The sequence below is a fragment of the Priestia megaterium genome, from assembly GCF_041941685.1.
GTDB lineage: Bacteria > Bacillota > Bacilli > Bacillales > Bacillaceae_H > Priestia > Priestia megaterium_C.
In genome coordinates, this window is record NZ_CP130958.1 from 3,891,926 (window position 1) to 3,913,297 (window position 21,372).

General features: G+C 38.6%; 22 protein-coding genes and 1 riboswitch. Of the genes, 2 read left to right on the forward strand and 20 right to left on the reverse strand.

All coding sequences use genetic code 11. The features are described from left to right. Positions 1 to 16: 16 nt before the first annotated feature. From Q5794_RS20720 to Q5794_RS20780, 13 genes are all read right to left on the reverse strand, one after another. A complete protein-coding gene (locus Q5794_RS20720) occupies positions 17 to 295 on the reverse strand; it encodes a YokU family protein (protein WP_013058725.1) in 279 nt (92 codons plus the stop codon). A 14-nt stretch (positions 296 to 309) separates the two neighbouring features. Continuing rightward, positions 310 to 1,722, reverse strand: coding sequence for a lysine 2,3-aminomutase (gene ablA / locus Q5794_RS20725; RefSeq protein ID WP_192996340.1), 1,413 nt, complete (start codon positions 1,720 to 1,722; stop codon positions 310 to 312). 67 nt (positions 1,723 to 1,789) lie between these two features. After that, positions 1,790 to 2,638, reverse strand: a complete 849-nt coding sequence (gene ablB / locus Q5794_RS20730; RefSeq protein ID WP_192996339.1) for a putative beta-lysine N-acetyltransferase — start codon at positions 2,636 to 2,638, stop codon at positions 1,790 to 1,792. A gap of 26 nt (positions 2,639 to 2,664) precedes the next feature. Further along, positions 2,665 to 3,930, reverse strand: coding sequence for a peptidase (locus tag Q5794_RS20735; protein ID WP_374988400.1), 1,266 nt, complete (start codon positions 3,928 to 3,930; stop codon positions 2,665 to 2,667). 13 nt (positions 3,931 to 3,943) lie between these two features. After that, positions 3,944 to 4,606, reverse strand: coding sequence for a 3-oxoacid CoA-transferase subunit B (locus Q5794_RS20740; RefSeq protein WP_214984473.1), 663 nt, complete (start codon positions 4,604 to 4,606; stop codon positions 3,944 to 3,946). Continuing rightward, positions 4,591 to 5,292 (reverse strand): CoA transferase subunit A, encoded by a 702-nt coding sequence (locus Q5794_RS20745; protein ID WP_214984472.1) that lies wholly within the window; start codon positions 5,290 to 5,292, stop codon positions 4,591 to 4,593. Before Q5794_RS20745 ends, Q5794_RS20740 begins: the two co-directional genes overlap by 16 nt. Beyond that, a complete protein-coding gene (locus Q5794_RS20750; RefSeq protein WP_214984471.1) occupies positions 5,293 to 6,642 on the reverse strand; it encodes an aspartate aminotransferase family protein in 1,350 nt (449 codons plus the stop codon). Between the two features lie 108 nt (positions 6,643 to 6,750). After that, positions 6,751 to 7,986, reverse strand: coding sequence for a dicarboxylate/amino acid:cation symporter (locus Q5794_RS20755; RefSeq protein WP_214984470.1), 1,236 nt, complete (start codon positions 7,984 to 7,986; stop codon positions 6,751 to 6,753). A 180-nt stretch (positions 7,987 to 8,166) separates the two neighbouring features. Beyond that, positions 8,167 to 8,321: riboswitch (cyclic di-AMP (ydaO/yuaA leader) on the reverse strand. A 599-nt stretch (positions 8,322 to 8,920) separates the two neighbouring features. Further along, positions 8,921 to 10,390: an NAD(P)/FAD-dependent oxidoreductase gene (locus Q5794_RS20760; protein ID WP_013084690.1), complete on the reverse strand. Its 1,470-nt coding sequence runs from the start codon at positions 10,388 to 10,390 to the stop codon at positions 8,921 to 8,923. A 216-nt stretch (positions 10,391 to 10,606) separates the two neighbouring features. Beyond that, positions 10,607 to 12,007 carry an ATP-binding protein gene (locus Q5794_RS20765; RefSeq protein ID WP_214984469.1) on the reverse strand — a complete coding sequence of 467 codons (1,401 nt, stop codon included), beginning with the start codon at positions 12,005 to 12,007 and terminating at the stop codon, positions 10,607 to 10,609. Between the two features lie 153 nt (positions 12,008 to 12,160). Then, complete coding sequence (locus Q5794_RS20770) at positions 12,161 to 12,346, reverse strand: YjcZ family sporulation protein (RefSeq protein ID WP_075419415.1); 186 nt, start codon at positions 12,344 to 12,346, stop codon at positions 12,161 to 12,163. Positions 12,347 to 12,437: 91 nt separating this feature from the next. Further along, a complete protein-coding gene (locus Q5794_RS20775) occupies positions 12,438 to 12,863 on the reverse strand; it encodes a hypothetical protein (protein WP_251033883.1) in 426 nt (141 codons plus the stop codon). Continuing rightward, positions 12,853 to 13,014: a hypothetical protein gene (locus tag Q5794_RS20780; protein WP_164796341.1), complete on the reverse strand. Its 162-nt coding sequence runs from the start codon at positions 13,012 to 13,014 to the stop codon at positions 12,853 to 12,855. Before Q5794_RS20780 ends, Q5794_RS20775 begins: the two co-directional genes overlap by 11 nt. A gap of 214 nt (positions 13,015 to 13,228) precedes the next feature. Between Q5794_RS20780 and Q5794_RS20785 the strand changes: the two genes are divergently transcribed. Continuing rightward, positions 13,229 to 13,984 (forward strand): DUF4397 domain-containing protein, encoded by a 756-nt coding sequence (locus Q5794_RS20785; protein ID WP_214984468.1) that lies wholly within the window; start codon positions 13,229 to 13,231, stop codon positions 13,982 to 13,984. A gap of 32 nt (positions 13,985 to 14,016) precedes the next feature. On the opposite strand, the gene Q5794_RS20790 is transcribed toward Q5794_RS20785, so the two are convergent. The 7 genes from Q5794_RS20790 to ilvA all read right to left on the reverse strand — a co-directional run bounded on the left by Q5794_RS20790 (position 14,017) and on the right by ilvA (position 20,787). Continuing rightward, a complete protein-coding gene (locus Q5794_RS20790; RefSeq protein ID WP_013058738.1) occupies positions 14,017 to 14,589 on the reverse strand; it encodes a YpmS family protein in 573 nt (190 codons plus the stop codon). A 12-nt stretch (positions 14,590 to 14,601) separates the two neighbouring features. After that, positions 14,602 to 15,489 (reverse strand): SGNH/GDSL hydrolase family protein, encoded by an 888-nt coding sequence (locus Q5794_RS20795; protein ID WP_230933461.1) that lies wholly within the window; start codon positions 15,487 to 15,489, stop codon positions 14,602 to 14,604. 232 nt (positions 15,490 to 15,721) lie between these two features. After that, a complete protein-coding gene (locus Q5794_RS20800) occupies positions 15,722 to 16,300 on the reverse strand; it encodes an SCO family protein (protein WP_285229656.1) in 579 nt (192 codons plus the stop codon). Positions 16,301 to 16,324: 24 nt separating this feature from the next. Beyond that, the gene (locus Q5794_RS20805) at positions 16,325 to 17,941 is read right to left on the reverse strand and encodes an ATP-binding protein (RefSeq protein WP_268574961.1); all 1,617 of its coding nucleotides are present in this window, start codon (positions 17,939 to 17,941) and stop codon (positions 16,325 to 16,327) included. A gap of 149 nt (positions 17,942 to 18,090) precedes the next feature. Next, positions 18,091 to 18,933, reverse strand: a complete 843-nt coding sequence (locus Q5794_RS20810; protein ID WP_192996322.1) for a DegV family protein — start codon at positions 18,931 to 18,933, stop codon at positions 18,091 to 18,093. Positions 18,934 to 19,103: 170 nt separating this feature from the next. Next, positions 19,104 to 19,355, reverse strand: coding sequence for a YpmP family protein (locus tag Q5794_RS20815; protein WP_013058743.1), 252 nt, complete (start codon positions 19,353 to 19,355; stop codon positions 19,104 to 19,106). A 160-nt stretch (positions 19,356 to 19,515) separates the two neighbouring features. Further along, positions 19,516 to 20,787, reverse strand: coding sequence for a threonine ammonia-lyase IlvA (gene ilvA, locus Q5794_RS20820; RefSeq protein ID WP_013084697.1), 1,272 nt, complete (start codon positions 20,785 to 20,787; stop codon positions 19,516 to 19,518). A gap of 231 nt (positions 20,788 to 21,018) precedes the next feature. Here ilvA and Q5794_RS20825 point away from each other — a divergent pair, with 231 nt between their 5' ends. Next, positions 21,019 to 21,237 (forward strand): hypothetical protein, encoded by a 219-nt coding sequence (locus Q5794_RS20825; protein ID WP_214984466.1) that lies wholly within the window; start codon positions 21,019 to 21,021, stop codon positions 21,235 to 21,237. Positions 21,238 to 21,372 lie beyond the last annotated feature (135 nt).

Here is a 21,372-nt window from a genome sequence, read left to right on the forward strand (position 1 = left end):
AATAAGGGGCGGCTTTTTAGAATTTAAAGTAGTTGCGTTTTAATAATCTTGGCACTTTTAATAGCTCATCATACCGAATGGATTCATCAAGTTTTTTTGTATCGACAAGAAGCAGCTGTGTTTCCACTTCTTCTATGATCTCTTCTTCTTGATATGACATCCCGCAACCTGAACAGCTGATACATGGCATATGGGTGATTTCAATACTTCTCGTTCCGTCTGGCAATTCCCAGTATGCGGTATTGGTTGTTTCTACCGCTTTTTCTTCTTCGCACCATGCGCATTGAACAGTCATATTACAGGACCTCCTTAAGATGATGGAGCATCGTCGCTTTTACCGTCTTTTTTCAATTGAGCTTTAAACTTTTTATCTTTTAATTCATCTCTTTTTTCACGTTTGTCTTTTAGGCTTTCGTGAGCACTGTCACTTTCATATGTTTTACGTCTTTTTACTCTCCCTAACCCTTCCGGTACAAGGTTGAATTGAGCATCATTCATAAGACCCGAGATGCCGATGGAAGAATCTTTAGCATCCGATGCTGGATAAACAGCTCGAAAATAATCATCTGCACGCCCAGGCACATAGCTTTCTGGCTCCGGATACGTCGTAATCACTCCTTCAAAGTTTCGCAGAACAACTTTACTTGCGCTTTGACTAATAATATAGTTTGGCTGAACCGCAATCTTTCCTCCTCCTCCTGGCGCATCAATAACAAACGTTGGAACAGCATAGCCAGACGTATGACCTCGCAGCCCTTCCATAATTTCAAGCCCTTTGGAAACAGGTGCACGGAAATGCCCAATTCCTTCTGATAAATCACATTGATAAATATAGTAAGGACGAACGCGTATTTTCACTAAATCGTGCATAAGCTTTTTCATGATAGCTACGCTGTCATTAATCCCAGCTAAAATAACGGCTTGATTGCCAACTGGAACGCCTGCATCGACAAGCATTTCACATGCTTTTTTTGTCTCTTCCGTAATTTCAATGGATGTATTAAAGTGAGTATTTAACCATACTGGATGATATTTTCTTAAAATGGCACATAAATTTTCCGTTATTCGCTGCGGAAACACAACGGGTGCTCTTGTGCCAATTCGAATAATTTCCACATGGGGAATAGCTCGTAAATTCTTCAAAATATATTCTAAAATGTTGTCATTAATCAGCAAGCCATCACCGCCTGAAATGAGTACATCTCGTACTTCGGGTGTTTTGGCGATATAAGCAATCGCAGCATCTAACTGCTTTTTTGGAACGCCCATTCCGATTTGTCCTGAAAACCTTCTTCGAGTACAGTATCTGCAGTACATGGAGCATTGATTGGTGACTAAGAACAAAACGCGATCAGGATAGCGATGAGTCAACCCTGGCACTGGAGAATCTTCGTCTTCATCTAGGGGATCTTCTAGATCGTATTTTGTTTTATGAAGTTCTTTGCCAACCGGAACAGACTGCATACGGACGGGGCAGCGAGAATCATCTGGATTCATTAAAGATGCATAGTAAGGAGTAATATTGAGCGGAATTGTTTTGGTTGAAATGCGTACTCCTTCTTCTTCTTCAGGAGTTAAGTTAATGACCTTTTTTAAATCATCTAACGTTCGAATTGTGTTTGTTAATTGCCAAATCCAGTCATTCCATTTTTCTTCAGGAACATCTTTCCATAACTCAATGTCTTTCCAGTGTCGGGACGGCTTATATAAATCATATAACATACAATCGCTCCTTTATGAAGATTTACTATTGTTATATGTTACAGCCCATAAATTGGTTAATTATTTCTCACCCTGTACTTTTTGACAGATCCTTCACCCATACGTTCATATCTTCTAACGATTTATAAATGTAACAATTATTCGTTAACCGTCCCGTATAGGTATAGCCAAGCTGCTGAAAGGCGGCGTTCATCCCAAATGAGAGCGCTCTCGATATTGTGTATGCACAAAAAATATGCCGCTGTTTTAGCTCAGCCTCTAGTGCGCTTAATAAATGCTTCATAAATCCATACTTTCGGTAAGCAGGGAGAGTCGCACAATCCGTTAGTTCAGCATTGTGATAGACATAGTCAATTTCAGCAGAAGCAGCGCTCACGATATCGTTCTTGTCAACTATGATATAAAACAAGCTATCTTCTTGAAGCAAATTAGAGAGATACTCTTCTTCGTAGAGGGGAGTAGGATACACTGTGAAGATTTGACGGTAGAGCTGAGAAAGTTGTTTAGCGTCAGATGAAATGGCTCGGCGCATGATCAGTTGATTCGATAAAGGAGAATAATTAGATGTCGGCAAATTCAAAACATCTTGAAGCAGCTCTGTTTCTTTTAACGTCTCCCCGCTGTCTCGGCGGGATTGAGACGTATAGTAGCATAAAAGATACGCGTCGCTTCCGTTAAAATAGCAGGGAACAGTTGCTTCTAAAGAAAATCCCAAGCTCATCCAGTCCAACAGATGTTCAGCACGTGCTTTTATAATCCACTTTTCGTACGTTTCCTTATCAATTTCTTTATATATATAGCTGTAAATATCGTTCACATTTCCCCGGTAATCATCTATTCTAAGACGCTTGTTACATTCATCTAAAAAAAGAGTCATAGCAAAGGTTGGTTGACAAATATTTTCTTGTTTCGCCATTTGTTTGTATCCTCTCCCTTTTTAGCTTAGTCCGCAATACTGCACCAGTCTGCTACCGTGAGAGCAATAATTTCTGCTGCGTCAAGCATCGTTTGAATACAAATATACTCATTCGGAAAGTGGGCCACTTCTGTTACTCCCGGTCCAAAAACAACTGTTGGAATATCCCCTACTTGTGACAGTATCCCTCCGTCCGTTCCCCAAGGAGATGCTTCAATGATCGGCTGTTTCTGTTTCACTTGATAAAAAGAGGACGAAAGAGAGGTCATAAGCGGATGCTCCAATTCAATTTCACCGGGAAGCCAGTGGGCCCCAAACCATTCCAGGTCGACAGGATGCTTAGCAAACCACTCATCACACTGAGGCAAAAGTTCAAGCCAGGCTTTCATTTCTGCTCTGGCATTTTTCATTTTTTCATGCGGAGCAACTCCTATCCTGCCTTCTAATATTACTTGATCAGCGACTGAAGAAGGCCACGTTCCTCCTTGTATATTTCCGATATTAATCGGCACGGGAATGGGAATTTTATTATAGAGCGGATCTGTAATTCGGCTGTTTCTCTCTTTTTCAAGACCCTCAATATGTTTAAGCACAACAGCCGCTTTTTCAATCGCACTCACGCCTTCATACCGAGTCCCTCCATGTGCTGCTACTCCATGCACGGTCACTCGAAACCACATGGAGCCTTGCTGCTTAGGAAAGATCTTCATGTTGGTTGGTTCTGGAATAATGGCACCATCTGCTTGATACCCTCTAAGTACGCAGGAAAGTGTTCCTGCACCTCCGCTTTCCTCTTCTACTACGCTTTGAAAAATAACATCTCCTTTTAGTGAAATATCTAGCTCTTTCAACGCTTGAATAGCTAAAAGTAACGACACATTTCCTCCTTTCATATCCGTTGCTCCGCGCCCATATAAGTTTCCATCTTTTACAACAGCCATATAAGGGTCTTCCGTCCACTGTGAAAGATCTCCGGGTGGCACTACATCAATGTGCCCATTCAAAATGATGGATTTCCCTCCGCCTTTCCCTTTTAACACGCCTACCACATTCGGACTGTCTCGAAAAGTAGAACGGTTGGAGGCAAAAGCTTCATGGCTACGAAGTATTTTTTCGTCCGGTTCCCATATATCAATATCTAACTGCAGCTGTCGAAGGCGTTCAATGACAATTGCCTGCGCATGCTTTTCAGAACCTTGTACGCTTGCTTCTTCTACGAAACGCTTGAGTAAACGCACTGCACTTTGACGATGCTCTGTCATCCAGTTATGAATAGATTGCTGTATGTTCATGTAATGGTCCTCCTTATGGTATCGTAATCAATTGATCACTCAGGCGAACTGTCGCTTCTGTTGAACTCAAAATATCCTCTACGGTATAAGGAGACATTAACTCTGTTAGAAGAAGCGCATCTTTTTCTACTTTAAAAACCGCCCGATCTGTAATAACTAATCCCACGCAGCCCGAAGCAGTCAGAGGTAAAGAGCACGTCTTAACCAGCTTCGGTTCTCCTGTCTTGCTCGTATGATTCATTAGCACAATGACTTTTTTCGCTTTTTGAGCTAATTCCATCGCTCCTCCCATCCCAGGAACTCGCTTACCTGGCACAATCCAATTAGCTAAATCCCCTTTTTCACTCACTTCTAACGCACCAAGAATGGTCATATCGACGTACCCTTTTCGAATCATCGCGAAGGCTGTAGCACTGTCACAGTATGAAGCCCCTTGAACGGTAGTTGTTGGATAGCCTGCTGCATTGCAGACATTCTCATCTTCTTCACCTAAAGGAGGCGAAGATCCTAACCCTAAAATTCCGTTTTCAGCATGAAACATCACATGAACAGTACTTGGTACATAATTAGGAATAAGAGAGGGAATCCCAATCCCTAAATTAACAATCATGCCGTTTTTGATTTCAGCCGCAGCACGTTTTGCAATACGATGACGAATATCTATTCCCAAACCCATTTCCAATTCACTCCTTTTGAAGGAACAATATAATCCACAAATACACCTGACGTCATCACGTTCTCTGGGTCAATGTCGCCAAGAGGAACAATTTCATCCACTTCAGCGATAGTTATACGACCTGCCATTGCCATTAACGGATTAGTGTTTCGAGCGCTTTTATCATAAAGCAAGTTGCCAAATGGATCGGCTTTTTTTGCATATACAAAAGCCACATCGGCTGTGAGTGGTTTTTCAACTAAAAATGTCTTGCCGTCTACTTCCACTTTTTCTTTTCCAAATTGAATAATGTCATTTTCAATTCCTACATCAATCAGTACTCCTCCGAGTCCAACTCCTCCCGCTCGAATCCGTTCAGCAAGCGTTCCTTGAGGAGAAAACTCAACTTTCAGCTTTTCTTCTGTCATCAGCGTTCCAGCCACTGGGTTCGATCCAATATGAGAAGCGATCAGCTTTTGAATTTTTCCTTGGCTTACCAATTTTCCCGCACCAATATGAGGAAAGCCTGAATCATTACATATCAATGTAAAATTTGATTTTCCGCTTTCAATCAGACCGTCAATGAGAGAAGGCGGGCTGCCTACTCCTCCAAACCCTCCTATCATTAGCGTAGCAGCATGATCGACATATCCAATCGCTTGTTCCACAGTTGTAATCTTTTGAAATGAGTTTTCGACCTTTGTCACTTATTTCACCTCATTTCTCTGTTTTTCATTTTGTACTTCATGCAATGTTTTTGAAAGCAGATCGACCGTTTCATCAAGCTGACGATGAGTAATTGTAAATGGTGGGGCAATAATAATGCCGTCTCCTTCGACTCCATCTGTTCCTGCTTGTGAAGGGTAAAGAAGAAGACCATTTTTTTGGGCTTTACTTATTAGGCGTGCCGTCATATTTTCCGAGGATGAAAAAGGCTCCTTCGTTTTTGGATTTTGCACAAGCTCAAGACCAATTAGTAAGCCTTTGCCACGTATATCACCAATGATAGGATAAAGAAGCTGAAGCTTCTTCAATTTTTCTACTAAGTAGTCTCCTTTCAGCGCTGCTTCTTGAACAAGATCATGCTTTTCAATATAGGTTAAAACAGCTAGCCCTACAGCCGATGACAGCGGATTAGCGCTTAGCGTATGTCCGCTCATAATTAATTTGGATCCGTTCATAATAGGTTCAATCGTTTTGCTGCTAGCCAACGTAACGGCTATTGGTGTATATCCTGCTCCCACTCCTTTTCCAAGCGTCATGATGTCTGGTTTAACTCCCCAGTGCTCATACGCAAACATCACGCCTGTACGCCCAAGCCCAGTCATGACTTCATCCGCAATCCATAACACATCATATTTATCACAAATTTCTCTTATCACTTCATAATAACCGGGAGGAGGTGTAAGCGCTGCTCCGGCTGCTCCTACAATGGGCTCTGTAATAAAACCAGCAATATGTTCAGGGCCAGTTCGTTTGATAACTGTTTCCAATTCGTGTGCACAAGCAAGATTACAGGATGGATAGGTTTGATGAAACGGACATCGATAGCAATAAGGAGGTGAAATTGAAGGATAGTCTTCAAGCAAAGATGAGAAGCGTTTTCGTCTTCCAACGTGCCCTGACATAGACAGAGCTCCTATTGTAATACCGTGATAGCTCATCCAGCGTGACAAAACCTTTGTTTTGGTTGGCTTTCCTTTCTCTTGAAAATGCTGAATTGCCGTTTTCATAGCCGTTTCAGTCGCTTCTGTCCCGCTGTTAACAAAAAAACTCCACTGGAAATGATTGCTGCTTAATTCACATAGTTTCTTAGCTAAGGCTTCTGTTGGATCACTTGTAAACTGCGACCGATATACAAACGCAACTTTCTGTGCCTGATCGGTCATCGCATCAATAATTTCTTTTACGCCGTGTCCGATACTTGCTGTAACTGCCCCCGACGAAGCATCTATGTACCTTTTTCCATGTTGGTCGTACAAATAAATTCCTTTTCCATATGAAATAACTGGGTAGTCATCGTCGAGCAGCGGCTTTATTACATGAGTTTTATTCATTTCCGCACTCTCCTTTCAAACATACACTCTTATTAAACTGTATGCTGAAACGAAGAGTTTCTTGCCAATAAAAAAAGCCCTAGCATATAGCTAGAGCTTTTGCGCTTATTAAGCTGATTGCGTTACAGATTTATCGATACGCTTTGCTTCTGACTCAGCCACAATAACGGCACACGCAGCGTCTCCCGTAATATTTACAGATGTACGAAGCATATCAAGCAAGCGATCAATTCCAATAATCAATCCGATACCTGCTACAGGCAAGCCAACCGAACTCAATACCATTGCTAGCATAATGAGACCAACTCCCGGCACACCTGCTGTACCAATACTAGCAAGCACCGCTGTCAATACAACCGTCACAAGAGCACCCAGCGACAGGTCAACGCCGTATACTTGTGCAATAAAAATAGTCGCTACACCTTGCATAATTGCCGTTCCATCCATGTTAATGGTAGCACCTAACGGCTGAACAAAACTGCTGATGGACTCCGGGACACGAAGATTTTTTTGAGCCACATTCATTGAAATCGGAAGCGTTGCATTACTGCTTGATGTACTGAATCCAACTGTCATCGCAGGAGCAAACCCTTTAAAAAATTCAATAGGGTTACGTCTGGCCATAAGAGCGACTGATCCCCCATATGTTACGATCGAATGGATAAACAGTGCGAGCACGACTACAATCATGTACAGCCCCATCGCTTTAATTGCCTCCCAGCCTTGACTTCCAACCGCGGTTGCAAGAAGCCCAAATGTTCCGTAAGGAGCAAACTTCATCACTAGATTTACAAGATACATCATCAATTCATTGCCTTGCTCGAGTAAATTGTAAAGCCCTTTTGTTTTACTTCCAAGCATCGTAATACCAAAACCGATAAAGATAGAGAAAACGATAAGTTGAAGCATATTCCCTTCAGCCATCGCTTGAATTGGATTGACTGGAATCATATTTAAGAATGTCTCTCCAACCGGCGGTGCTTTTTCGGCTTCGAAAGAAGCGTTTTTTGTATCAAAAGATCCAAACGTACCCGGTTTGATTGCATACGCTAAAATTAAACCAATAATAATAGCAACGGTTGTTGTAACTAGGAAGTAGGAAACTGTTTTAGCCCCGATTCTTCCTAGTTTTTTAGGATCTCCTAAACCTGCTACACCTAACGTGATAGAGAAAAACACAATTGGTACAACAAGCATTTTAATTAAGCTTAAGAAAATTTGGCCAAGCGGTGTAAACAAGTACTTGTCCAGCGGACCAAAAGCACTTGGAGCAAAAACATTAATCAACACTCCTACAACAGCACCAGCAATTAGCGCGATAATGATCTTTGTCGATAGCTTCATAGATTTACCTCCCGTAAATAAATTATATTAGAATGATTCTAACTACCATACTTATTTTACCATGCATTGAGAACGATAACACTCAAAATATACAATATATTAAAAATTTTCAGATTAATAGTTCAGGAATATTTTTAGCTATACAAAAAACCATGAGAATATCATGGTTTCATAGACCTGTTATTCCCTCACTGAATGCTTACGGAGTTAGCTGTCGGATTCGGGTACGTGAGTTACCCTACTTGATTCATTCAAGATTCACCCCAAGTACATTACGCACAAATATGGGTCCCCCGTTCTCTTATAAAACAAAAGAGATTAAGCAGATAATTTTCTTTAATGTTTTTGCATGATAATAATTCTTACTTTAATTAAAATTCATTTTATATGTTTCTGTCAAGTTTTTATTCAAAAATAATGCATAATTTTATCATAAAAAGTTGAGAATTGTTATATTTTAAAATATTTACATCATATTTCAATAAACCACAAATACTTATTTAACAAGACTTACAATCTAATAGATAAAAAATTAATTCAAAAAATAGTTTGTAAAGTGAACTTTATTCTCATTAACTCCCATTCATAAATTTGCATAATTATTCTAACATCCGTGTACTTTACTGCTTTCATAATTACTCATCAAAAAATAACTCTTTTCAACTGTTGATTTTATCCTTGTATTGCTTGATATAACCCCCCTAAAATTTCACTGAATTTATTAATAGAAATAAATGGACATTATCAATTCGCCTTATTCTATTTAATTCTGCTCACGATAGAAGTATGGATTCCGTAATATCTTTTAAAAAAGGATCGGGTAATTATCATATAAAACTATCGGAGTTGGAGCGGTACAAGTTCTTTACTTTTTACTTATTCGCTCTTGTTATTTAACACATATAAAAAAAGAGGCCGTGACGGCCTCTTTTTCTTATACAGTAACAGGTTCAGAACTTGCTTTGCGATTCTTTAATTTTTCAACAATGTCACGCGCTACCCACACACCGCACGCACTTGCCTGCGCGAGCCCTCGCGTAATACCAGCTCCGTCTCCTCCCACGTATAAACCGGAAATTTCAGTTTCAAACTTATCGTTCAACTTCGGACGGGCGGAGTAAAATTTCGCTTCCACACCGTAAAATAGCGTATGTTCAGATGCTAACCCAGGCGTTACATGATCCAGTGCTTCTGTCATTTCAATTAAGCTTTTCATCGTATTGTAAGGAAGCACTAAGCCCAAGTCACCAGGTACAGCTTCTTTTAACGTTGGTTCTAAAAAGCCTTCTTTAATTCGAGTCGCTGTTGAACGACGGCCCTTTAAAATATCTCCATACTTTTGAACAACTAAGCCCCCGTTTGACAGCATATTAGCTAACCTTGATACTTCGTGCGCATATTCGTTCGGCTGATCAAATGGATCCGAAAATTTATGAGAAACAAGCAGCGCAAAGTTCGTATTTTGACTTCCAAGCTTCGGATCTTTGTATGCGTGTCCATTTGCTAACATAATACCTGAATGATTCTCTACTACCACATGTCCTGAAGGATTGCTGCAGAACGTTCTGACTCTTGTACCTACAGACGTATTGTAAATGAATTTCCCTTCGTACAAGTGCTTGTTGATTTCTTCCATAACAACGTTGGATGTTTCTACTCGAACGCCGATGTCCACTTGATTGTTAATCATTTTTAAACGGCGTTTTTTTAGTAAGTCACTCATCCACTTCGAGCCGTCTCGACCTGGTGAAACAACCACTTTATCAGCCGTAATTCTTTCACCATTCTTCAATTCGATACCGCGCACGATATGCTGACCGTCTTCTTTTTCTGTTATTAAATCGGCTACTTCCGTTTTATACTGCATATCAATTTTTTCTTTTAAGTATTCATAAATACTTTTTAAAATTTCTAAATTTTGCTCTGTTCCTAAATGACGCACCTGGGCACGCAGTAGCTTTAATCCTGCTGCGTATCCGCGTTTTTCAATTTCACGAACTTTATCAGTTAACGGATCCGTAATCGTATCGGTTGCTCCGTGTTTTAAATTAATTTCATCCACATATTTAATTAAATCTACCACCTGTGATTCAGACAGATAATCCGTCATCCAGCCTCCAAATTCACTGGTGATATTAAATTTCCCGTCTGAATATGCGCCGGCTCCACCGAAACCATTTGTGATAGAACAAGCAGGCAAACAGCCAGCAAACTCTTTTTTACCAACCGCAGGCGGACATTTTTCAATTTTTTTCTGAAGAATCGGACAATTACGTCGATAGATATCGTGTCCTTTATCGATTAATAAAATAGTTGCTTCCGGTAATTTTAACGTTAACTCATAGCAAGTAAAAATCCCAGCGGGTCCTGCCCCTACCACAATAACATCATAATTTGAGTTCATTGTACATTCTCCCATCATCTTTTTTCTTTGGGTAAAAGATAAAAGTTATTGACCGAATTTTCTTTTTTATTATTATTCGGTTATTTTCTAGCCATTTGATAATATATCAAAAACAAACCCTTCAGTCAACAATATACACGAACATTAAAATAAAATTTTTAAAAAACATTCGTTTTTATTCCAAATAAATAAAAACCAGTGAACGAATAGCAAGCGCTATGAAATGTTCACTGGTTCTTTAATGTACGGAAGAGCAATTTCTACTTTTGTTCCTACTCCTACTTTACTCGCAAATGAAATATGCCCTTGATGCTGTTCGATTATTCGGTAGCTAATCATTAACCCTAGCCCCGTTCCTGTTTGTTTAGTGGAATAAAACGGTTCACCTAGCCGAGCTAAAGATTGCTCATCAATTCCACAGCCTTCATCCTCGATAATGACCATGCCGTATTCATTTCTTTTCTCAACGGTGACTTTAACTGTACCTTTGCTCATTGACTCAAGCGCATTTTGAATTAAATTAATAAAAACTTGTTTAAGCGCATTTTCTTCACAAAAGATTGTAATCTCATCACTAATCTCATTAATAATACGACAGTTTTTATAATTGGCGTGTGTATCTAATAGTAATGTCACATGACGTATGATTTGATTGAGACTTTTGGGGTGGTATGAATTTTCAATTTTAGGCTTGGCCAGCGTTAAAAATTCTTGAATAATGGATTCGACGCGATTCAATTCTTCAAGCATAATATCATTGTATTCTTCGTTGTACTGTTTCGATGCTTTTAACAGCTGAATAAACCCTTTAATCGCCGTCATTGGATTACGAATTTCATGTGCTACTCCTGCCGCTAACTTGCTCACCATTGTAAGCTTTTCAGATTTGCTTGCCATTTCATCATATTTTTTTCGATCCGTTACGTCGCGAATAATATACTGAATGGCATCCTGTCCTTCAAACTTAATTTTGGTTGCCGAAGATTCAATAATGACGACTCCTTTTTTAGTCAATAGTTTCACATCAACACGCGGCCTCACGGACATTCCATTCATCAGCTGAACCATTCGTTCTTTTACGATTTCTAAATGTTCGGGGTGAATAAAATGAAGCCAAGGACGCCCGATATACTCTTCTTTTTTCTCGCCGCCAAGAAGTTTAACACCAGCGGGATTCAAATATTGAATTCTGCCTTCTCTTGTTACAATAAATGCATCTTGGCTTTGCTGGACAAACTGCTTATATTGCTTCATTTTTCGAATGACTTCCTCTTGCTTTTCAATACTTGAGGAAAACTCTTTCCACTGAACAACTAAGAGCGGAATATCCTCTTCCGTGCGCTGAATATGGATGTGCATCGGAAACTGCTGATCTATTTTTTTCTTAAGTAAAACAACTTCTTCCTCTTGCTTTCTTAACGGTTCCACTTCATGCTTTTCAATAAAAAAGCGATTTGGCTCTTCAAATACATTACAGGAAAGAAGTCGTTCCTCCGTCGTTTTAAAAAGGTGGCAGCACGCTTCATTTAAAATTTGAATATCTCCATCCATATTCATTACGAGCATTGGTGTAAATGACATTGAAAATAGCTGTTGAAATACTTTTTCCTTTTCCATATATTCACCTTCGCTTATTGAGTTACTAGCTATAGTATAATATGGTAAATGTTGATTTGGCAAAATTTTTTTATTATTTAAACAATTTATATGTAAGTTTGTCCTTTTCCATCTGTTATAAAAAGCTCGCACATGCGAGCAAATGAGATCTAATCAGCAAAAACAGGTGCAGCCAATGATGATTAATAAAATAAATAGCACAACAATTAATGCAAATGACTGGCCCGTTCCGCAATGATGATAACCGCCAATTGGATAGCTAATTGGATAGTGGCAAGTATCATATAGGTGGTGATAGCCTCCGTGATGGCATGGGTCGTAACAATCGTAGTTATACATAGCAATCTCTCCTCTTGTTTTTTTTATTCATTTCGTACACTGTACTTTATATGCGTTAGTCGATTGTCCTGTATGTGCATTCGCCCATTTTTCACTTTCTCTTACGCCATATTCGCCTTTTGGGCTGCAGCGTATACGAAAACAACAAAAGTAAAATACTTCCCATCACCAGTAACGTAGTAAAATCTTTCATAAACTCAATAATGAACCCTATATACGGGAGGTGGTATGCGTAGCTTCCAATCACTTTAAAAGAAGCAGGCAAAGAATCTCTTTGAGCTGTAACCAGTACATCAAGCTCTTGATTATGGGCCAGTACAAGTTCATTCTTTGAAGAAGATAATTCGTCTCTAAAGACAACTATATCTCCGCGATGCAGATGGTGATAATCCGTTTCTTGAACGGTCACGGTGAAACCAAATAGGCTTGGAACTGTACTAACAAATAAAAATGTAAAGCAGATAGCATAAAGAACAAGTGCATATCGAAACGCAGAAAACATACATTTATTGATCATAGGTAATCAGCTCAATTCGCTCGGTTACTTTATTTAGCGCGGGGGTAATGTGAATAAATGAAGTAGAGCGCTCTGTAAATTGAATTAAAAGTAGCAGCAGTAAAAAACTTAACATAATTAACCGTAGCATCCGAGCATAAAAATCGCGCATGCTCTCACTCCTTTTTTCTATACTAATTTCGGTCGTACACTAAGCCTTCAGTCAATAATTTGATTCAGTATATGCACATAGAGGGCATTTGGCTCATTGTTTCTTCTGGGAGGTCTCGGGAGTGATCAGTGATCGGCATAAATTATGAGTTTTAGCATATGTTTGGTTACGTATGGAAATGTTTTTATACTCCGACAATAAGGGAGCTGAACATATGGCTAATTATTCCTTTGATCAATATATTAAAAAAGCAATGAAACACGATTTTCTAGCTAACTACTATAAGTATAGTGATCCATCTAAGCATATTCATTATTATCAAAAGCATTTGTACTATATCCAGCAGGCCATCTTAACTTCTTCTGAAAATACGAATTTGCGTGTAAATCCACCGCAAATTCGTATACTTCACGCTTCTCCAGATTCTCCATCTGTAGATATTTATATTAACAACAAACGAGTGATTCGCAATTTAACTTATAAACAAGAAACAGATTATATTGAATTACAAGAACCTGGAAGATATACAATTTCTATTTATCCCGCTGGAGAAACGGGAAGGCCTGTTTTAACGGAATCATTTACATTCGAAGGAAACCAAAATTACACGGTAGCGGCGGTAGATGAGCTAAATAAGCTTGATTTATTATTTATCTATGACAATACGGATGTACCAAGTGGAGAAACAAAGCTTCGGTTTGTGCATCTTTCTCCTGATGCTCCTGCTGTGGATATTGCAGCTAGAGGCGGAGACGTCATTTTTTCTGGAGTGCAGTTTAAAGAAGTCACAAAATATTTGCCTTTATCCCCCATGCATGTTCAACTTAGTGTGCGCATATCGGGAACCAAAAATGTAGTACTCGAAATCCCGGCACTGAACCTTCGTCCGAATCGAACATATACGGTATATGCCGTCGGATTTGCTAAGAACCGTCCTGTATTAGAAGCACTGATTTCCCAAGATCGTTAACAAAAAAAAACCTTCCAAATTGGAAGGTTTTTTTATTCACTGCGCGAAATTAAACGTACGCGAATATCATCATTTTTTAAATCAAACTTTTGTACTTTTACAGCAAAATCACTCTCTAACTTCATCTGCTGTAACGCTACGTATACTGATTCATTCTTTGGATCAATCGTTACCCATTCTGGTAGCGCAAAGTTATTATTCACGTATCGAAGCACTGTGCGGACAGGAAGCTGTAGCTTTCCAACAGAAAGTGACTGCTGTTCAAGCACAATATCTCCATTTTTTTGTACGATTGGATCAAATGTCATTCGAATATTAATATCATCGCCGAATACTTGAATCGTACCATCTACTCTTACTACATCGGTAAGAGTAATTTTGTAGTTAAGCGGCTGATTCTTAAACTCTTTTTTTAAATATTTATCAATCAGTACATTTAAGTCCGCTTTTTTAGCCAAAATAGTTAGTTCTGCGTCTCCTTCTACTTTTTCAGAGGGAGTTGGATTGGCCTTGTCAACCGGTTGAAAAATAAACGCAATAATAAGGATAGCCCCTAGAACATTGATCCCTAATAACGCGATAAATAGGGTTTTCCACTTCTTCATATAACAATCTCCTTACTCGTTCCCACTCTCTTTCGTGTTTTTCTCTTTTTCATCAGATGTAACTTCTTCTGCTGTTTCCTTTTTCTGGTCTCCAACGAGAGGATCTTCTTCCTCCATTGATTTACTAATGCGCTCAGCCATTAGTTTGTACCCTTTTTTATTAGGGTGAAACTCGTCTTTCCCTAATAAATTTACGTCAGAATCATAAAAAATATCATCAATTTTTACATAACTTACATTATCATATTGAGAAGCAATTTTCTCGCTTGCCGCATTCCATTCATTAATAACGACATTAATTTCTTTCACATCACTTAACGATTTAAAGAATGGATTATAAAAACCAATTAAATAAATATGAGCATTAGGATTAAGCTTACGTATACGTGAAAACACGTCATTTAGACGTTTTTCATATTTTGACTGCTGTGATTCAAACGTCTTAATTGAGATATTGTAAAAATAATCTCTTACCACTTTCATCACGTCATTGCCGCCAATCGTCAAGAAAACGATGTCAGCTCTTGATACTTCAGCTGCTACTCCTGGCTGATTTAACCTCGCTAATAGCTGATCCGTCCGGTTTCCTCTTTTGCCCAGATTCTCTGTTCGTACATTTTGCACTTCATTTTGTTTAGAAAGGTATTTAGTTAAGTATGGTACATAACCGCCTTTTTTAGACTCATCTCCTACTCCTTCTGTTAATGAGTCACCAATGGCTACAATATCTAAATCTACAGGAAAAAAGCCTTTCGGAATATGCTTTTTAGGTGTTAAATCCACTTCTTTCTGAACGGCTTCTTCTTTATTGTCCGTTGGCAAAAAAGTCGTCGTCGAACAGCTCGCTAACACCACCGCACTCATACTGCTTATCACTATACTTTTCCATTTTCTCATCATAACACCTACTAACTATGCTGTATTCTCGCTGTCACAAGCAATACTGCTTACCGCTCTGAATAACTATATCTTTATATCTTATCATACTATGTCAAGTTGATATTTTACTACGTTTCTTATATATAGTATATGTAAAAAAAGGATAAGCATGTTTCTTTCATAAAAATATCCGCTAACACATCACTATAAAGATAGCTGTGTTTGGCGGATAGATTTGACGGATTTATAGCTCTCACTGAAGGGTTTTGATATCTTTTATCATATCTTCATAAGGAGGATCAGTCACTCCCTGATAAGATTTTTGAACGACTCCATCTTTGTCAATTAGAAAAAAATCCGTACCGTGAATAACCTGCGGATTTTCTTGCGGCTTTTTCACAATCGTTTTAAATTGGTCCAGCGCAAACTTTTCAATTTCCGCTTGTTTATAACCCGTTAAGAAATCCCAATTTGAAAAATCAGCGCCAAATTTAGTCGCATAGTCCTTCATTTTCGGTGGAGTATCCACTTCAGGGTCTACGCTAAATGAAACAAAGCGAACCTCCAGCCCTTCATCCTTGGCCATTTTTTGTAATTTAGCCATATGAGCCGTCATTGGGGGACATACGGTTTCGCAGCTTGTGAAGATAAAGTTAGCTACCCAAACGTTCCCTTTCAGCTGACTTAGCCCTACTTTCTTTTGATCTTGGTTAACATAAGAAAAAGAGTCCATCTTCCAATTAAGAGGATTTTCTATTTTGGAACCACAGGCTGTTAACATCATACAACTAATGAGCAGTAAAAAAAACAATTTATAAGACCAGTTTTTCATATGTTCCTCCTGCACGGTTAAAGTTTAGTCATAGCTAGGGAAAATCAAGGTAAACGTTGAACCTTTTCCTGGTATGCTTTCCACTTCAATTCTTCCATTCATTTGTTCGACCAGTTGATAAGACACCATCAGACCAATCCCTGTTCCTTTTTCTTTTAAAGAATAAAACGCTGTTCCCAGCCGGTTCACTTGTTCACTGGTCATGCCTATACCAGTATCTTCAATTTGAATATGTACATGCCCTTCTCGCTTGTAAAGCCCTACTCGAAGCGTTCCTCCAGCTCTCATGGCTTCAATTCCATTTTTCATAATATTAAGCAGAACTTGATTCAATTCGTTTCGGCTGCCGCGAACATACATCTCTTCTTTTGCATCTAATTCTATGAGTATATTATTTGTTAACAAAGCATAAGAAGATAATAAGTCTACTAAGCTTGTAATACACTCCAAGCAGTTAATAAAACGATGCTGATGAACATCCGGCTTGGCTAAAGATAAATAGTCATGAATAATCGCTTCCGCTCTGTCCATTTCGTTAATCATAAGATGAATGTAACTTAATTCAGTGTTTGAAAGCTTTGTGTTATCTTGAAACAGCTGTAAAAACCCTTTTACCACCGTCATAGGATTTCGAATTTCATGGGCTACAGAAGCAGCTAATTGACCAATTGCATTCATTTTCTCTGCTCGTTGCAATTCCTTTTGCATCCTCGTTTTTTCCATAATAACTTCTAATTCATCAATCGCTTTAGCAATTCCATCTTTTGAATGACTGAAATTCGTTTCTACGTTCAGCTGTTCTTTTGTTGCTGACACTTGTTGAAAAAGCTGCTGAAGCCGCTCGGTCATTTCATTAAATCTTGTGTGTACATTCCCTAACTCAGAATCATTTTCATGTGTCAGCTTTACATCAAACTTCCCTTGACTTACTGCTTGAATTCCTTCTATTAATTCTCCTAGGGGCGACATTAATCGCCTTAGTCCCCAGTCTTGAATAACAATAATGAAGGTAAACAAAATCGTAAACGCAACGATCAAAGCCACAATTAAACGTTTTTGGTAGATATAGATAGCGCTTGCATCTATATCTACACCAAGAATAGCCACGACTTTTCCAGAGCTGTTTGTAATAGGCGATAAAACGGTTATCCACGTCCCGAATTCGTCTTTGTATGTAGATGTTACGATATTCTTCTTTTCTTGTTCTGCTTGCTTAAATGATTTGTAAAATTCTTCTCCTCCATAATAAATCATGGACGGCTCCAGTGATTGCTTAATTTTCTTATTCGCTGTTACGATAATCTTATTTCCATGCGACTTGAATTTTTCGGTCGTCATAATATATCCCTGCAAGTACGACGGATGCAATTCATAAATCTTTCTAAACTGCTTTTCTAGCTCGTCTTTTTCAGGAATCGTCCCGTTCCTTGAATCCACTGCTGCTATTACGTCTTGTTTAGATAAAGACTCCCTCCATAAATCAGCCATAATTAACGCGTGCTGCGTTAGTGTCTCTTTTGCCATCTTTTTTTGAACTTGATAGCTAATGGCTAAAGAAATGACTCCAAGGGCAACTACAATTAAAGTAGAAAATAAAACCGTTTTGTTAAACACACTCAAATTTCGAATATATTTTTTCATCGGTATACTCCGGATTCAAAAGAATAGTAACCAGCATAGCATTCGCTGGTAGAAAGTTGATTCTATTATATCACACGTTCGTCCACTTCTCTTTCCCCTTTTTCCAAAAAGAGAAAGCCAAAAAAGTGACTTGCAAAAAGCAACCCACTTTATTCAGCAAAATACATAAAACCAATTGCACCAATACCCGTATGCGTCGAGATAATAGGCGTCGTATCTTCAATCGAAAATTGCGTATAGCCCCTTGCCTTCACGATTGATTCTTTTAACTTAGAGGCGAGTCCAAATCCATCTGCATGTACAAGCCCTACTCCTTTAATACTTTTTCCTTCTGTATGCTCTTCGAACTGTTTCGTTAAAAACTTAACAATTTGAGAATGGCTGCGCACTTTAGCAACAGGAGTATATACTCCGTCAGCTAGAGAAGCAATCGGCTTAATATTTAAAAGAGAACCGATCAATCCTTTTCCTCGCCCAATACGTCCACCTTTAACCAAATTTTCAAGCGTATCAACTACGACAAAAAGATTCGTATTTTGACGGACCTCTTCCAAGCGCATGATAATTTCTTCTACTGTATGCCCATCTTCAATCATTTTCACCGCTTCAAGGACTTGAAACGAAAGAGCTTTTGTAATGTACATAGAATCAACAACGGTGATGTTTCCTTCTACCATTTGAGCCGCGCTTTCAGCTGCTCGAACAGTTCCGCTCATTCCCCCAGTCATGTGAATCGAAATGACGTCATACCCTTCACTAACTAATCGTTCATATACTTCAACAAAAGAACCAATAGCTGGCTGAGAGCTTTTTGGTAATTCTTTTGAATTTTTCATTTTTTCAATAAAATCTGTCGGCGTTAATTCCACGCGATCTAAATACGTTTCATTATCAATATTAATACATAAAGGTATCATCTCAATACCGTACTTTTCCGCTTCTTCCAACGTTAAATCAATTGTTGAATCCGTTACCACTTTAATTTTCGCCATGTGTTCACCCCTATAAGATGCATTGCAGACTAGTATAACATGAACACTTACAACAATATAGTTATAATAGAATGCACGTTTTGCTAATTCGCAAAATGCATGTTCAACCTTTTATATCAACAAAAAAAAGTTGACTCTGCTGAAATATTCAGAAAAGTCAACTTTTACGTTTATGCATTATGTTTTAATACATGAGACTTAAAGAGCTGTTCGTAATCTTTCCATTTCAACACGCGTTTTAAATATTCTTGAAACGAGTAGGTTTGCTTCGGAACTGATTCGTTCGTGATTTGTCTAATAAATAAATCAAGTTTTGCAGATAACATGAACCGAAACGTGCTATTTTCCTCTAAAACTGGAATTTCAGTAATTTTTACTTTTTGACCACTGACATGTTTAAATTCAAGGCTTTTTAATAGCAAGGCGATCAACCCTCTTTTTACCCGTTTATTTTATTATAATGCTTAAGGCACTTTCTGTCTTGATAAAATAAAAAGAAAACACAAATATTTTTTAAAATAAAAATGCTTCATCAACTTATTCGACAGTTGATGAAGCATTCCTTTTAAAATGACCTTCTATTTAAATAAATAAGTGAAACAAGTTGCTTTCTTTATTAATTTCTGTGTAAGGAAATCCTTTTTTATCCATACGATTAATCAGTGGATAATAATCTTCTTTATGCTTGAGCTCGATTCCCACAAGTGCTGGTCCGCTGTCTTTGTTATTCTTTTTGGTATACTCAAAGCGCGAAATATCGTCTGTCGGTCCAAGCACTTCGTCTAGAAACTCACGAAGAGCTCCTGCGCGCTGAGGAAAATTAACGATAAAATAATGCTGTAATCCTTCATAAATCATCGAACGTTCTTTGATTTCTTGCATACGTCCAATGTCATTGTTTCCACCGCTGATGACGCAAACAACCGTTTTTCCTTTAATTTGCTCACGGTATGAGTCAAGAGCAGCAATAGAAAGAGCTCCTGCTGGTTCTGCTACAATCGCATTTTCATTGTATAGAGATAAAATGGTTGTGCAAACCTTGCCTTCAGGAACAACTACAATATCGTCCACAAGCTCTTTACTGATGTCATACGGAAGCGTTCCGACTGTTTTAACAGCTGCTCCGTCTACAAATGGATCGATTGCCGGTAGCGTCACTACATTTCCATTTGCTAAAGATGTCTGCATGCCAGGCGCGCCTGCTGGTTCTACCCCAATTACAGCTGTTTGAGGCGAGATGCTTTTTACGTATGTGCCGACACCGGAAATTAATCCGCCCCCGCCGATACCCGCAAATACGTAGTCAATTTCATCTTCACAGTCATTGAACATTTCAACGGCTACTGTACCCTGTCCTGCAATAACGTCTACATCATTAAATGGGTGAATAAATGTTCGATGTTCCTCTTCACTGCATGCAATAGCTTGTTCATAAGAATCATCAAACGTATCTCCGATTAGTACGACCTTTACGTTATCTTTGCCTAAAAATTTCACTTGATTAATTTTTTGGCGCGGCGTTGTGCTCGGCATAAAAATTTTACCATCAATATTTAAATGACGGCACGCATATGCTACACCTTGTGCGTGGTTTCCTGCACTTGCACAGGCAATTCCATTTTCTAATTCTTCTGGGGATAACTTTTTGATTCGATTGTACGCACCGCGAATTTTAAATGAGCGCACCACCTGCAAATCCTCACGTTTTAAATAGATATTACATTCATATCGTTCAGACAAAACGTCATTACGCTGTAGTGGTGTATGCACAACAACATCTTTAATCAATTGATTTGCAATCATGATGTCCTCTAAATGTACGTGTTTTGTTCGATTATCTACTTGTTGTTTCATAACCAACTTCCTTCCTCTTCTACCATTATTAATTTGTACATTATATCACAAAAAATTTAGAAAAATCATTATTTTTCATTAATAATAACTAAAAAAACTTTTCCAACTATTTTACTGTCCACATACTTTACATATGTTTAGCAAACGCTAAATAGACTTACAAAATTGCCCATACTTTCTACATGCAGCTGATGCAATAACAGGTATAAATTAAGAAAGGTTGTGGAATAAATGGAGTTTTCGCTTCAAAGTCATGAAAGTGCCGTTCCGTGCGAAATAGTTGCAGATGAAGAAAACGGTAGATACATGCTTCGCAAAGCAGATACGAGCGAAGAAGTTTTTAATACACCAAGCGAGCTGGTTCAGTGGATTGAAGCTAACTGGAGCCCTGAACAATTTGTGAGCCCAGCGGCTTTTCACGAAATGATGAAGCAATTAAAATCAATATAAAAAGAGATTGAAACATAACGAAATCAATCTAAAGACGAATAAATGGAGTATAGGAGCTAGCTAGTAGGAGGCGCTTGTTACACCGCATTTGATTTTCATGCGAGACTTCGCTTTCCTGGGGCGGCCGGTGAGCCT

Coding starts and splice junctions, on each gene's coding strand:
- ablA (WP_192996340.1), bottom strand. CDS start 1,722: ATGTTATATGATTTATATAAGCCGTCCCGACACTGGAAAGACATTGAG.
- Q5794_RS20775 (WP_251033883.1), bottom strand. CDS start 12,863: ATGATCAATAAATGTATGTTTTCTGCGTTTCGATATGCACTTGTTCTT.
- Q5794_RS20825 (WP_214984466.1), top strand. CDS start 21,019: ATGGAGTTTTCGCTTCAAAGTCATGAAAGTGCCGTTCCGTGCGAAATA.
- Q5794_RS20770 (WP_075419415.1), bottom strand. CDS start 12,346: ATGTATAACTACGATTGTTACGACCCATGCCATCACGGAGGCTATCAC.
- Q5794_RS20780 (WP_164796341.1), bottom strand. CDS start 13,014: ATGCGCGATTTTTATGCTCGGATGCTACGGTTAATTATGTTAAGTTTT.
- Q5794_RS20805 (WP_268574961.1), bottom strand. CDS start 17,941: ATGAAAAAATATATTCGAAATTTGAGTGTGTTTAACAAAACGGTTTTA.
- Q5794_RS20795 (WP_230933461.1), bottom strand. CDS start 15,489: ATGATGAGAAAATGGAAAAGTATAGTGATAAGCAGTATGAGTGCGGTG.
- Q5794_RS20750 (WP_214984471.1), bottom strand. CDS start 6,642: ATGAATAAAACTCATGTAATAAAGCCGCTGCTCGACGATGACTACCCA.
- Q5794_RS20740 (WP_214984473.1), bottom strand. CDS start 4,606: ATGGGTTTGGGAATAGATATTCGTCATCGTATTGCAAAACGTGCTGCG.
- Q5794_RS20765 (WP_214984469.1), bottom strand. CDS start 12,007: ATGGAAAAGGAAAAAGTATTTCAACAGCTATTTTCAATGTCATTTACA.
- Q5794_RS20755 (WP_214984470.1), bottom strand. CDS start 7,986: ATGAAGCTATCGACAAAGATCATTATCGCGCTAATTGCTGGTGCTGTT.
- Q5794_RS20790 (WP_013058738.1), bottom strand. CDS start 14,589: ATGAAGAAGTGGAAAACCCTATTTATCGCGTTATTAGGGATCAATGTT.
- Q5794_RS20720 (WP_013058725.1), bottom strand. CDS start 295: ATGACTGTTCAATGCGCATGGTGCGAAGAAGAAAAAGCGGTAGAAACA.
- Q5794_RS20785 (WP_214984468.1), top strand. CDS start 13,229: ATGGCTAATTATTCCTTTGATCAATATATTAAAAAAGCAATGAAACAC.
- ilvA (WP_013084697.1), bottom strand. CDS start 20,787: ATGAAACAACAAGTAGATAATCGAACAAAACACGTACATTTAGAGGAC.
- Q5794_RS20810 (WP_192996322.1), bottom strand. CDS start 18,933: ATGGCGAAAATTAAAGTGGTAACGGATTCAACAATTGATTTAACGTTG.
- Q5794_RS20800 (WP_285229656.1), bottom strand. CDS start 16,300: ATGAAAAACTGGTCTTATAAATTGTTTTTTTTACTGCTCATTAGTTGT.
- Q5794_RS20760 (WP_013084690.1), bottom strand. CDS start 10,390: ATGAACTCAAATTATGATGTTATTGTGGTAGGGGCAGGACCCGCTGGG.
- ablB (WP_192996339.1), bottom strand. CDS start 2,638: ATGGCGAAACAAGAAAATATTTGTCAACCAACCTTTGCTATGACTCTT.
- Q5794_RS20735 (WP_374988400.1), bottom strand. CDS start 3,930: ATGAACATACAGCAATCTATTCATAACTGGATGACAGAGCATCGTCAA.